The 13,619-nt window shown below is 42.6% G+C and carries 12 protein-coding genes; 8 read left to right on the forward strand and 4 right to left on the reverse strand.

The window, feature by feature from the left end; all coding sequences use genetic code 11:
* Positions 1–226: 226 nt before the first annotated feature.
* Entirely contained in the window at positions 227–1,990 is a 1,764-nt protein-coding gene (locus tag F6K57_RS29250; RefSeq protein ID WP_364304483.1) for an ABC transporter ATP-binding protein, read from the reverse strand.
* An 849-nt stretch (positions 1,991–2,839) separates the two neighbouring features.
* Between F6K57_RS29250 and rimM the strand changes: the two genes are divergently transcribed.
* From rimM to F6K57_RS29275, 5 genes are all read left to right on the forward strand, one after another.
* On the forward strand, positions 2,840–3,469 hold the full coding sequence (gene rimM / locus F6K57_RS29255) for a ribosome maturation factor RimM (protein WP_293030146.1): 630 nt from the start codon (positions 2,840–2,842) through the stop codon (positions 3,467–3,469).
* Positions 3,470–3,828: 359 nt separating this feature from the next.
* Positions 3,829–4,719: an alpha/beta fold hydrolase gene (locus F6K57_RS29260; protein ID WP_293030143.1), complete on the forward strand. Its 891-nt coding sequence runs from the start codon at positions 3,829–3,831 to the stop codon at positions 4,717–4,719.
* An 802-nt stretch (positions 4,720–5,521) separates the two neighbouring features.
* On the forward strand, positions 5,522–6,067 hold the full coding sequence (locus F6K57_RS29265) for a hypothetical protein (protein ID WP_293023265.1): 546 nt from the start codon (positions 5,522–5,524) through the stop codon (positions 6,065–6,067).
* Entirely contained in the window at positions 6,052–6,834 is a 783-nt protein-coding gene (locus F6K57_RS29270) for an ABC transporter ATP-binding protein (RefSeq protein ID WP_293023267.1), read from the forward strand. Before F6K57_RS29265 ends, F6K57_RS29270 begins: the two co-directional genes overlap by 16 nt.
* A 574-nt stretch (positions 6,835–7,408) precedes the next feature.
* On the forward strand, positions 7,409–7,945 hold the full coding sequence (locus F6K57_RS29275) for an NADPH-dependent FMN reductase (protein ID WP_293023269.1): 537 nt from the start codon (positions 7,409–7,411) through the stop codon (positions 7,943–7,945).
* A 480-nt stretch (positions 7,946–8,425) separates the two neighbouring features.
* On the opposite strand, the gene F6K57_RS29280 is transcribed toward F6K57_RS29275, so the two are convergent.
* A complete protein-coding gene (locus tag F6K57_RS29280; RefSeq protein ID WP_293023271.1) occupies positions 8,426–9,127 on the reverse strand; it encodes a Crp/Fnr family transcriptional regulator in 702 nt (233 codons plus the stop codon).
* Between the two features lie 73 nt (positions 9,128–9,200).
* Here F6K57_RS29280 and F6K57_RS29285 point away from each other — a divergent pair, with 73 nt between their 5' ends.
* The 3 genes from F6K57_RS29285 to trpE all read left to right on the forward strand — a co-directional run bounded on the left by F6K57_RS29285 (position 9,201) and on the right by trpE (position 12,825).
* Positions 9,201–10,142 (forward strand): DALR anticodon-binding domain-containing protein, encoded by a 942-nt coding sequence (locus F6K57_RS29285; protein ID WP_293071785.1) that lies wholly within the window; start codon positions 9,201–9,203, stop codon positions 10,140–10,142.
* 630 nt (positions 10,143–10,772) lie between these two features.
* Positions 10,773–11,201 carry a photosystem I reaction center subunit II PsaD gene (locus tag F6K57_RS29290; protein WP_293023275.1) on the forward strand — a complete coding sequence of 143 codons (429 nt, stop codon included), beginning with the start codon at positions 10,773–10,775 and terminating at the stop codon, positions 11,199–11,201.
* A gap of 94 nt (positions 11,202–11,295) precedes the next feature.
* Positions 11,296–12,825, forward strand: a complete 1,530-nt coding sequence (trpE, locus tag F6K57_RS29295; RefSeq protein WP_293047027.1) for an anthranilate synthase component I — start codon at positions 11,296–11,298, stop codon at positions 12,823–12,825.
* Between the two features lie 41 nt (positions 12,826–12,866).
* Here the strand turns inward: trpE and F6K57_RS29300 are convergent, their stop codons facing one another.
* Both F6K57_RS29300 and F6K57_RS42225 read right to left on the reverse strand, forming a co-directional pair.
* Positions 12,867–13,124, reverse strand: a complete 258-nt coding sequence (locus F6K57_RS29300; protein WP_293023279.1) for a FeoA family protein — start codon at positions 13,122–13,124, stop codon at positions 12,867–12,869.
* Positions 13,125–13,503: 379 nt separating this feature from the next.
* Positions 13,504–13,619: photosystem I reaction center subunit XI (locus tag F6K57_RS42225; RefSeq protein ID WP_364304490.1), on the reverse strand; the 116-nt coding region annotated here is incomplete at its 5' end.

Consider the following 13,619-nt stretch of genomic DNA (forward strand, 5'->3'; position numbering starts at 1 on the left):
CCATAGCTCGTAATTTTACACTCAATTTATACCGTGACCAAATGTTTAAAAATATGGCACAAGCTCAACGACTTTGTTCTTTTGGTCTAGACACGCTTAAGCAACTTTTTAGAATGAAATAGCCCTGAGCTGAAGTCCCCCTTTTTAAGGGGGATTTAGGGGGATCTCTTTGCACCTCATGGGAGAGAGAATTGCTATAACTAACCTGCTCCTGCGTCTTTCCAATTCAAAAATTAAGGCTTTGTTCATTTAAAATAATGTCTTGATAAGTACCTGACTTCACTAAACGACCTTGATCGAGTAAATAGATACAATCACAATGTTCAATAGTGGAGAGACGGTGGGCAATGATAATCATCGTTTTAGTGCCATTCAAGGATTTAATTGCTTCATTAACCAAGTATTCAGTTTCATTATCTAGTGCAGAAGTCGCCTCATCTAAGACTAAAATTTCCCTCTGATGGTAAAGTGCGCGAGCAATTCCTATGCGCTGGCGTTGACCACCAGATAAACGCACTCCCCGTTCACCAACAACAGAGTTAACTCCCTCAGGCAATTGCTCAACAAACTCCGCAAGTTGAGCAGATTGGATAGCCTGATCTAATCGTTCTCGATCAATTAAATGCTTTGGAACACCAAAGGCAATATTTCCTTCGATTGTGTCATCTATCATAAAAATCGACTGTGGGATATAGCCAATTAAATTTTGCCAGGAACGCAGATTATTATATATCGATTTACCCTTGTACCTAATCTCACCACTCTCAGGAGCTAATAGACCTAAAATAACATCAACTAATGTTGTCTTACCTGAGCCTGATTTACCGATTAAACCAATAGATTGACCTTTGTTGATAGTCAAGGATATGTTCATAATAGTAGGGTCTAAAACCTTGGGATAGCGGTAGGTAATTCTATTAATTTCAATTTGATTATCCTCCGGTGATAGACTTCTATTAATGTCAATGGACTTGGCAAAATACCTGAATTGCTCTGAGGGAGTATTAGGCTTGGATAGGGGAGATAAATATGATAAATATGTAGGCTCAAAAATTTTCTCTACTTCAATGTTTTCTAACTCTTTTAAATCCAAGTATATTTTATTAATCGAATAGCTGGAGTTTCGCATCAAAGCAATATTAGATGTTAAATGACTAAATGCTGGAATCATGCGCACAGAAGCCAAAGCGAAAATACCTAAAACTTGGATAATATTTTCTGTTCCAAGGTTAAAGACTAACACTATAGATACAAAAGCTACTAAAAATGTCACTAAAATCGCTTCAATTATAATGCGAGGCAAAGCTTGGAAAGTATGAAACGATGTCATGCCATTAACCAGTTGATCGACTTGATCACTCATTTGCCTTTCAAAGTAAGATTCGCAACCAATAATTCGTGTTTCTTTTAATCCTCCAAGGCTATGATTGATGATGCGAATCATTTCCTCCTTAGATTGAGATACTTTTTTTCCCCATTCGGAAATTTTGTCTTTAAATTGGTAGATAATTCCCAAGGGAATTAGTAAAACCAAGGCTAGAGTAATTGTGGCGATCGGATCGGTGATTATTAGTAAAACAACTAAAAATACTATAATAATAAAACTAGCTACGGTTTTTAGGAAAGGAATCATAAATTTTACACTAAAAACTCCAGAGTCTTCCAAAACCGTGTTGATCAAAAAAGCTGTATTTTTTCTGAGATGAAATGTGTAAGGTGCTACCAAGTAGGCGTGGAGCAAATTTGATGATAGTTCACCATACTGAGTAAAGCTAAATTTAAAGATATATTTTTGAGCTTGGAAACTTAATAAGGATTTAGTCCAGAAGGCAACAATAATGATTAAACCTAGCAAGGCAATAAACTGAACTTCAGAAGTTAAACTTAACTTGACATAAACCCAATGCAGCCGAGAATTTAGTTCAATCAACCTTGGGTTAGTAGCTAACCCCATAAATGGCCCGACAAGTCCAATACCTACAGTATCCAAGAGGGAGGTTAGTAAGATTAATAACAGAAGAGGGATTAGTCGGAGTTTTCTTTCTCCGAGAATGTATAAAAAATTTGACAAATAGCTAACCATTTGGTATGTAAATTATTAGGATGATAAAGGAATAATTTAGTGTAATTCAGCTTTATGATGCAGTCAAAGATATGATTGAGATTGGTCAAATCTAGACAATTGTCCTAGTCCGCTGGCATTGCCGGCATCAAGAGAAGCTCGACAATCTCAATCCCTTCCATAAAGCCATTCAGCTCTCGAAGGTGAGCTAATGCCGAATTGCGTTGATTGAAGTAACTCTGATTAGACTGTTAGCATCTATAACGTTTATAAAAGAGTTTTTAAAATCCAGAAGCCCACAAGCCCTGTTAGTGTCGGCATCCTGTCTATGTTATACTTACTATAAAATATATTGATAATTTTTATACTTAAATTGTTTATTATTTTCCTAGGAAAAAACGAGTAATTTCATAGATTTTAATTGCCCTTAATTTAGCCAGAATAGTAATTGATAGATTGAGGAAACATATTAGCCGATTTTATTGGAAAATTTATAGACAATTCTCCTGGCAATTTATAGTGTGTTTTCTATTATTTTTTCTGAGCAAAATGCCGGGAATCAGGATAAAATAAAATGACAGGTCCGCGCTATCCACGCTCTCGGACCCCTTTAGGGATGATGGTACTATAGCGCTACGCGCAAGTCAGCAAGGTTCTTGCGTCAGAAGTCAAAAGTAAGCTATGACTAAGTTTGCTGAGTTTAGGAATGTCCTAAGCTTAATGCGTAGTGCTATACCTTGCCCTTAGTGCTTAGTTCACTTACCTAAAAATGCTCAAATGACCAATGACGACTGGCTAGAAATCGGTAGAATTGTTTCCCCCCATGGGCTAAAAGGAGAGTTGCGAGTCTATCCCAGTTCTGACTTTCCCGAGAGGTTTGAGGAGCCAGGACAGCGCTGGTTAAAACCACCAGGGGATAATCCACCCCAAGCTGCAGAATTACTTTGGGGACGTTTTGTCCCTGGTAAAGGGTTATATGTTGTGCAGCTAAAGGGGGTAGACAACCGGGATCAGTCAGAGGCGTTGCGCGGTTATCAACTGTTGGTACCAGCCAGCGATCGCCCAGAGTTAGAGGAAGATGAGTATCACATCTTAGACTTGATTGACCTTGAAGTGTTTAATCAACTCACTGGTGAAGCTGTGGGAGTAGTCGTAGATGTGATCCCAGCTGGTAATGACCTTTTGAAAGTTAAATTGCAATCTTCAGTGCAACCGCCCCCAACCGATGCGGAAACTGCACCACCCACTCGAACTAGCAAGAAACGCCAATCCAAGGGTAAGAAGGAACCACAGCCAGCAACGGTACTGATTCCCTTTGTGAAAGCGATCGCACCAGTGGTCGATCTCGAAAATGGTCGGATTGAGATTACGCCTCCTGCGGGTTTACTAGAAGTCAATCAACGTTAAGTCATAAGCGTGCCACGCATCTAAATTTAATTTGTATTTAATCTGTTCATGTTCTGTGAGGGTGATAAGCGCCCCGAAATCCTGACCAGCTCTAGCTTTAAGGTCACTATTATCCCAAATTATACAATGCCCGATTTCGCCACTTACCTCGCCACTTACCAAGGGCGGGTTAAGTGGTATCCTCCTGGGAGTGGAAAGCTGAGATTGAAGCCTTGACCTGATCAATCCTTGCTAGGTCATGTTTAATCGTATTTTAATATAAGTTTTTATTATAACTAATTTATCATCCAGAATCAACTTAGTACCTAAATATTTAGTAATATTAAAATGAGTAAGTTAATTAAAGTTAACAAAAAGCTGTGTCTACACAAAAACTAATACCCTACCACACTACGGAAAACCATGTTTGGAACTGGCAAGGTAACCATATTCAATACACCGTCATGGGGACTGGTAAGCCTCTACTGTTGGTTCATGGTTTTGGGGCATCCATTGGACATTGGCGTAAGAATATTCCTGTCCTAGCCGCAGGGGGTTATCGAGTGTTTGCCATCGATCTGCTGGGATTCGGAGGTTCTGATAAACCTGCCTTATCCTACACCGTAGAGTTGTGGCAACAACAAATAAAGGACTTTTGGGATACCTACATCAATGAACCTACCATATTTATCGGTAACTCCATTGGTGCTCTGTTAAGTCTGATGGTGGTCACAAACTATCCTGAGATTGCTGCTGGTGGTGTCTTAATCAACAGTGCTGGTGGACTCAATCACCGCCCTGAAGAGCTAAATCTACCTTTGCGCTTGGTCATGGCAGCTTTTACGAGATTAGTGAACTCTCCAACCTTTGGACCGTTCCTGTTTAACCGTATCCGCCAGAAACATCGCATCCGCAGCACCCTTCGTCAAGTCTACTGTGATTCAGATGCCATTACAGAGGAACTTGTAGAGTTAATCTACCAGCCTGCTTGTGATCCCGGTGCTCAAAAGGTATTTGCATCAGTTCTTACTGCTCCTCCTGGTCCTAGACCTAGTGAACTTTTACCGAAGTTACAAAGTCCTCTACTCATTCTTTGGGGAGAAGAAGACCCTTGGACACCGATTTCTGGTGCTACCATCTTCCAAAAACAGAGTCATCAGGGTAAAGACGTAAAATTTGTAGGAATTCCTAAGGCTGGTCACTGCCCTCATGACGAAAACCCAGAGTCCGTAAATTCACTGATTCTCGATTGGTTGTCATCTCGCTGGTGAAATATAAAAGCAAGTAATCAGGGTCAATCACGTTAGTAATAAGGGTAAACTTTAACATTTACAGCTATTTATAATACTGAAGATTACCCCTGTAACCCAAGATAATATTCCGTAAATTCACTGATTATAGATTGGCTTTTTTATGGATATAAATACTAATAAGCAATATCCCTGAAGCCATAGACAATCCTATCGGTGATTAGCCGTAATCAGATAGTTATTATGGAATCAACAGCTAGATTTTCGGTGCATAGATTGTTAGGACGAATTAATGTGAAGTAACCGAAATTGAGTGAGTGTGATCTATGTACGTGTTATTACTGATGACCGGAGCGGTAAGAGTTAATTTAACGGCTTCTTCAAGAGGTTTGAATGATTCAGATATTCTTAAAAAAGCGCTTGTCAGGGTCAGATTGTTTAAAGAACCAGCTAGGGTGGCTCTCAAATAAAAATCAGGTAAAGCTCCCGCAGTATTCCAGAGAAATATTTAAGTAAATTCACGGCAAGCTTTTTGAACTTTTGCTGATTCTTAAAGATTGTTTAAGTGGTTGTCGCGACGTCTTTATTGTCAATAAATATCACAATTTAGAAGAAACAAAAATTGGCTTCCAAGTGTTAAGAGTTTAACACGGAAGCTTTAACTCTTTGTTGCCAAGATAGGACTTACCCTATCAGGGGGTTCCCCCCCCCATCAAGAAGTTCACTATACCACTTATTCTCTACTAATAGTGTGAATACATTGTGAATGCAGAAAATATACAAGAATTCCTAGGAAGTCATTTATGCACAGAAGGAGATCATAATGACGATTATTGAAGAATTAGCCAAGGGCTATATGACAGCTCCAGCCTATGAAGCTCCTCTATCGTTACTTAGAGAGTTTCGTCAATTTGTGATTGACTTAGCAAAGGTAGAATTGCAAGGCGTCAATTTTGAGTATGTTGACTACCAACCCTACTTTCGAGGACCAGATCTATGTCTGAATGACATCAAAGCTGACTTTGAACAAGGAAATGTTAAAATCAGCGCCCAATATAATGAATCAGATCTACTAGGTAAGGACGTCAACTTAATTTACCGATGTATTCATGAAAGGCATCACGTTAAACTAGATGTGGACTTTGGCTGGGAAGGCGAGTGCGCCATTGCTGCTCACATTATGTCCTTTACAGACAACCTGTTTTTTAAGCAACTTCTCTTTAGTGAGGGGTTAGGGCAAGTGGCTGTGCGCCTCCATACAGGAGAATTTCCTGATTATCAAAAAGTAGTGCTTTTTGATGAAGAGGTTATACATTGTATGGAGAAGACAATGAAAAATGTCAGAAATATCCGATGCCAGAACCATTGATCGAACTGAAGGGAGTGAGCAAATCGTTTGGAAGCAATGTCATTTTGAATCAGTTGGATCTGAAAATTTATCAGGGTGATGCCCTAGTCATTATTGGTCCTTCTGGAACCGGCAAATCAACAATTCTTCGGATTATTGCTGGCTTACTACCTGCTGATGTCGGTGAAGTTTATGTTAAAGGGCAACGGCGCTCCGGTTTAATAGAAGATGCTCAAGACCGCATTGGCATTGGTATGGTATTTCAGCAGGCAGCTTTGTTTGACTCGCTGACGGTGGAAGAGAATGTGGGTTTCTTGCTTTACCAGCACTCTAAACTACCACATCATCGAATTAGGAAATTGGTTAATCAAAGTCTGGAGATGGTAGGGTTATCTGGTGTTGGAGACCGCTACCCAGCTGAGTTATCAGGAGGTATGCGCAAACGAGTCAGTTTTGCCCGTGCTATAATTTCTAATCCTGATAATCCCAGGGACAACCCAGAGGTGTTACTCTACGACGAACCAACCGCTGGACTTGACCCGATCGCCTCAACAGTGATTGAAGATTTAGTGCGCCAGATACAACGGGAAGAAAACGCTTGTAGTACTTACCTAATGGTTACCCATCAGGAGAGTACAATTCGCCGCACCGCTGACCGGGTTGTTTTCCTCTACAAAGGCAAAGTACAGTGGTCCGGCAGCGTTGGGGAGATAGATACCACAGATAATCCTCTAGTGCAGCAATTCTTTAGTGCCAGTACCACTGGTCCAATTCAAGTAGTAGGTTGACTCTAGGTCAGGAGACTGTATTGATTAATTTGGTTAGGTTCATTGGCTCTAGGTTGAATGGCTCTAGGCTAAGCGGCTCTAATTACTAGTCAATCACCAGGACCTGTGTTAGCCATTCGGGCTGATCTCGATGCCCTGCAGATTCAAGCAACAAAATGATCAGGTGCGACCCGTGGCGAATTTAATTCTTAATGGTAAGAGCGCACCTATGCCTTATCAGTCACAGCATGATGGTCGAATGTATCCTTGCGGTCATGATCGACATACTCCGATCTGCCACAACAGGAGTTTGACAAAGTTGCTGCCAACTTGCTAGACTAAACGTAGTCATAACGACTACGCATAATAGCCGCTTTCCTTAGATAATTGGTAGCTTTCACGACAAAAAATCACAACTTGAGGTGCGACCCGTGGCGAATTTAATTCTTAATGGTAAGAGCGCACCTAACCTACTGAAACACTAAGCACTCAGCTTGGTTGACGGTTGACAGTCAACCAGACTCAGCACTCAGCACTCAGAAATCAGTACTCAGCAATCAGCAATCAGCACTATAGTTAAACAGAGGTTAGTGAGATGGTGAACATTGTTGGAATTAGTGGTAGTTTACGTCCTGAATCCTATAGCTATCATGCTCTAGAGCATGCCATAGACCGAGTGAAAGCTCATGGTATATCCACTGAAATCCTTGACTTGCGTCAGATGCAATTACCATTTTGCACTGGTGATAGTGACTATGCAGACTATCCAGATGTCACCCGATTACAGGAAACCGTGAAGCAAGCTGATGGCTTAATTCTGGCAACACCGGAATATCACGGTAGTGTCAGTGGTGTACTTAAAAATGCCCTAGATTTGATGAGTTTTGAACATCTCGAAGGCAAAGTTACCGGTTTGATTAGTGTATTGGGGGGTCAGTCTAATAGTAACGCTCTCAATGACCTACGGATAATTATGCGCTGGGTACATAGTTGGGTCATTCCAGAGCAAATTGCCATTGGTCAGGCTTGGAAAGCCTTTGGTGAAGATGGCAAGCTTTTGGATAAAAAACTCTCCGAGCGCTTCGATAAATTTGCTGAAAGTTTGGTAGCAAATACTCAGAAGTTAAGGTAAGCTCAAATCCGCTTAGGGACTTGGGTGTAAAAAAAATACCAATTAAATTAGGGTGGGCAAACTATAGCAATTCTCATTTTGAGGTGCGACCCGTGGCGAATTTAATTCGCCGTTCGCGTAGCGCTCCTACGGAGAACGGAAAGCGCACCTATTGGGTTTTAGGGAGCAGGGACTGAGGCCGTAGGCCACGCGGGGCGCGTTCGGAGCTGGGAGTAGCGCTGCATGGCTTCGTCCCTTGAATTTGGAAATTTGGAAATACCATTACACCCATTGCTATAAAAAAAACTGGCTGTGTTGTGAAGGGTGTTACCCCTCACAGCACAGCCAAGCTGATCATCAATTACGGCACAGGATGGCTGATTTGTGCGATCTGTTAGGTATGTCTTTATTAAAAAGCAATTTACCATGGCTGTGTTGCCAGTTTGGCAGTAAATTAGATTTCCACTGCACTTACTCGAACACAAGTATCTATAAGTGTACCTAATTAGGAGTTATCTTAGGTACTGAGTCACCTGATAAGCAAATTAAATTATCCTTCTGAGTGTTGATGATTCCCCGTTGGCGAAGCTTTCCGATCAAGCGAGTGACAGTCACGCGGGTGGAGCCAATGGCACTACCGATTTGTGCATGAGTTAAGGGAAATGGTAAGCAGTAACCTTCCTGACACGGTTCCCCGAACTCTTCAACCAATAGTATGAGGAATCCCAAGAGCCGATCAATGGTTCGTCGCTGTCCTAAGGTACTCAGCCACAGTAGTTTGCGTTGATGCTGAAGCCTAAATGCATCTAAGATCTCCCGTCGGAAGTGTGGCCAGTTGTCTAAGTCATCCCAGTACATCCATACCACAGCAGTTTGCTCAACGTGGGAGTAAGCCTGAAGTGTGAAGGGTGAAAGGGCAACAATTTCAAAAGGCTGACCCGCACCAATGAATCCTAAAAATGCTTCTTCCATATTCTGATGGGAGCATTGAGATCCAGAAAAATTGGGGCTAGCGCTGACTTGAGAAGTACCCACCAAACGGATTGCCCCCCGCTCTACCAAATACAACAACCCAGGACGGGTAGGAATCCGCTCATCTTTGCTAAACGTCCTATAACGGTAGTGTTCCTGTCCCCAATCTAAGATCCTTTGCCAAGTTACAAAGGGTCGGGATGCCTCTAATGGGTCGGATGGTGAATACATAAGCTCCGAGCCTGATGGATACACAAGTTTATCTAGATCTTACATGGACTCCAAAGTAACAAAAAATACCTTGATGAGTAGCTCATGGCGCGTAAATTTGTCAGGTAATTCTGCTGCCCTGAGTACCCGATTACAACAACAGATATCGAGAGCAATGGTATATTCTGGTATTCCCCAGTTGATATTGGAAACGATTCCTTTAGAACGCTGCTCAGATAATACTGGTGTAGCATATCGCTCAGCGATCGCTCTCAAGCTTTCTCGCGCCATGCAGCAAAGTCCTCTAGCCATTGCTCATCAGTTAACTGTATCTTTGCCAACCATAACTCAAGATGGTGGGAAACAAAACTTGATCGAATTCGAGGTTGAAGTAGCTCCCCCAGGCTGGATTAATTTTTGGCTGACAGATCAGGGGTTAGCAACTTGGTTACAAGATTGGATTCAACCTTCAACAGACACCCCGATTAGCTTTCGCCCTCAACAAGGTCAAAAAAATCTCTTGCCCTACTTAGAACTTAACACTCAGCACTCAGGACTCTTCTGGCAAGATACTTCCAAGATCTTTAGAGTTCAGTATGCCCATGCTCGTTGCTGCTCACTCCTGCACTTGGCTCATCGCCAGGGCCTAATCCAGATTCAGAGTATGGACTTGAAAACCTCTAGGGGACTGATAGTTGTGCCATATCCAATTCCCTGGTTAAAAGACGACCTAGGAACAGGGACAAATCAGCCGCTTATACAGTTGCTCCATCCAGCAGAAAGACTTTTGATTGGTCAACTTATTGACTTGACAGACTACTTGAGTGGAACCGAATCAAAGAATTGGCTAAAGTTGGCAAGTTCTGTGAGTAATGCGTTTGAGCAGTTCTACCGTAGATGTCGCATTTGGGGGGAGGTGAAACACCAGACCCCTAGGCTGGCTCAAGCAAGGTTAGGATTAGTGGGAGTAACTCAAGTAGTTTTGCGATCGCTTCTAGAAGACCAACTGGGTGTCCCTGCACCAGGTGAACTTTGACCGAAAAAAAAATTTTGCCAAAGGGGTTGACAAATCCAGAAAGCTTTCGGTATATTTACGGATGTGTGAGGAGCGAACCAGTCAGGGAACCGAGACGAAACACGGCCAGTCGTCGGTTCCCTTTCTGATTTAATTACCTGATTTAATTGTCTGATTTAATTAGCGCAGGCAGATCCCGCCGTTAGTGAAGCTGGCTTTATAAGCAAACGGGGGCTCTTTGACCTAAGCAAATAATTGACCTAAGCAAATAGCCAGGGCTGGGATGGGTGAGGCTGAGATTGGGGAGAAGCCCACTCTTACCAGACACAGAAGTTTCAGAGTATTTCACATAAAAAAAATTAGGATAGGGAGATGTGGGTGGTTTCAGGTCACTGGCTTGACTGGTAACCAAAATTTATTTTGTGTGTTTTTATTATATTTTATTTGTTATTGCTCCTTTGTAATCAGCCGAAAGTCTCGCGGCAGCAGAAATGACACGTGACCAATGACTAATCACCAATGACTAAGACTAATGACTAAAATCAGGAATAGCTAAAGAACTGTTACAGTTCTTGACAAAGTAGCCAGACAGGTATGAACTCGATGATAGCATTCCCTTGAATGCCTTATTATAGACACGAGAAAAAAACTATGGCAGAAGAACTGACGGGACAAACTCCCATATTTGGTGGTAGCACTGGCGGATTGCTGACCAAAGCTGAAGTTGAAGAAAAATACGCTATCACCTGGACAAGCTCAAAAGAGCAAGTGTTTGAAATGCCTACTGGTGGCGCTGCCATCATGAATGAAGGGGAAAACTTGCTCTACTTAGCTCGTAAGGAACAGTGTCTGGCATTGGGAACCCAACTGCGGACGAAATTTAAGCCCAAAATCGAAGACTATAAAATTTACCGGGTTTATCCCAATGGTGAAATCCAGTTTCTGCATCCTGCAGATGGGGTATTCCCAGAGAAAGTCAACGAAGGGCGTCCCTATGCAGGGAAAATAGACCGCAATATTGGCAGCAACCCAGAACCTGTAACTATCAAGTTCAGTGGGAAGGCACCTCACGAGGTTTAGTTCATCAGTGATAAGGTAAAGGGGAAAAAGTTGAACGTTGTGACCAACAGTTTCAGCTGTTTGCCGAATTTTTAACCTTGAGCTGAGAAAGACCATGATTTTCCCAGATTTTTCCCAATTTTCAACCGTAGCTCAACAAGGTAATTTTGTACCGGTAACCCAGGAGTGGGTGGCGGATTTAGAAACGCCAGTTTCTGCCTGGTATAAGGTCTGTGCTGGTCAACCCTACAGCTTCTTGTTGGAATCGGTAGAAGGTGGGGAAAATCTGGGACGTTACAGTTTACTAGGTTGTGACCCCCTGTGGGTATTGGAAACTAGGGGAAATCGCACGACTCAGACCAACCGGGATGGCTCAGTCACAGTATTTGAGGGAGACCCCTTTGAAACCTTAGCGAATTGTCTGAAATCCTATCAACCTGTAAAGTTACCCCAATTGCCGCCAGGAATTGGCGGTTTGTTCGGTTTTTGGGGTTATGAGTTAATTCGTTTTTGTGAATCCCGTGTGCCAATTTATCCCCTAGAGTCCAATGACTTGCCCGATGGATTGTGGATGCAAGTGGACAACCTGATTATTTTTGATCAGGTCAAGCGTAAGATTTGGGTGATCGCTTATGCTGATCTACGACATGCCCAAGGAGATTTAGAGGCAGCCTATCAAAAAGCATGCGATCGCGTTCGTACTCTGGTCAACAAACTACAAGGGCAGCTCTTAGGTAAGGACACAGTACTCCCATGGACACCTCCAGATAGTGCTACTCAAGAACTGTCTTATATCAGCAATACAGACAAATCCCAGTTCTGCGCTAATGTCGAAAAAGCGAAAGACTATATCCGAGCTGGGGATATCTTTCAGGTGGTATTGTCCCAGCGCCTCTCGACAGAATACAAGGGTGACCCTTTTGCCCTTTACCGTTCCCTAAGGCTGATTAATCCCTCCCCCTACATGGCGTATTTTAACTTTGGGGACTGGCAAATCATTGGATCTAGCCCAGAGGTAATGGTAAAGGCAACAGCTTCCCGAGAGGAAAAAATCCAGGCAACGTTACGACCAATTGCTGGAACTCGACGTCGGGGTCAAACTCCTATTGAAGACGAAGCTCTAGCTCAGGAGTTACTCGAAGATCCAAAGGAAATTGCTGAACACATTATGTTGGTTGACCTGGGTCGGAATGACCTGGGTCGTGTGTGCAAGAGTGGTACAGTCAGAGTTGATCAACTGATGCTCATTGAGCGCTACTCCCACGTTATGCATATTGTTAGCAACGTAGTAGGGGAGCTGGATGCTAGTAAAACAGCTTGGGATTTACTGAAAGCTTGTTTCCCTGCGGGGACAGTGAGTGGAGCCCCCAAAATTCGGGCAATGGAAATCATTCAGGAACTGGAACCAGAACGTCGCGGGCCTTACTCGGGTGTCTATGGCTGGTACGATTTTGAAGGTCAGCTCAATAGTGCGATCGCAATCCGGACTATGGTAGTTCGCTCATGTGGTTCTGGTAAACATACCGTGTCAGTGCAAGCTGGTGCTGGCTTGGTAGCAGATTCTGACCCAGAAAAAGAATATCAAGAAACCCTCAATAAAGCTAGAGGCTTACTAGAGGCTATCCGCTGTTTAGACTTTGAGTAGTAAGCTATCAGCTAGGCGCGCCCCTAACCACTAACCGCTAACTATTCCTTGACAGGGTTAACTACAATCATGCTAGCTTCTTGCCGTCGGATAGCTACTTCTGTGGTGGAACCAACTCTAATGTGTAACGGTCCCCCAAACCAGGCTGAGCGCAACACTTGTACCTGTCTATCAGGAATAATGCCAATTGCTTCTAGTCGATTGGCGAGACCTTCGACCTGCAAACCGATCTGAACTTTCTCGATAATGGCAAGCTTTCCAGGTTTTAATTCCGCTAAAGTCAAGTCGCTTCGCTCCAATTCAAAATTAAAAATTATTAATTCAAAATGACAATCAGTGGGGGCTTGTACCCAGAATTAAAAAATTGCCAAATTTATGATTTTCTTTATTTTGAAGTTTGAATTTTGAATTTTGAATTACCACTAGGGGTCATTTAGTTAATTATTAATTTGCAGGCTAAGGTATTGTATCTTTTTTTGTGCTTCAAACAAAATAAAGCCTTTTTGGAGCATCAATTATTATTAAAGGAACATCCCTCTTTTCTTGAAATCGACGTCTTTGGTGGAGTGCCAACAAGAGAATAGGTGATTTAACTAAGTGTCAGTCACCTTACTCTCTTGCTTAGCTATCGGCTTTCGCCTCCGCTGCGCGATCAGAAACTCTTGTTTCCAGTCAGAGTTAAGAAGACCATACTCCACTAGCAATCTTTTGCAGTGGCGCTAGATGAGGTGTCTGGCATAGGAAATAGGCGAAAAATGCCCCGCCACAAGCACCAAGCAAGAAACCACTGGCAA

The sequence above is a fragment of the Moorena sp. SIO4A5 genome (genome assembly GCF_010672005.1).
GTDB lineage: Bacteria > Cyanobacteriota > Cyanobacteriia > Cyanobacteriales > Coleofasciculaceae > Moorena.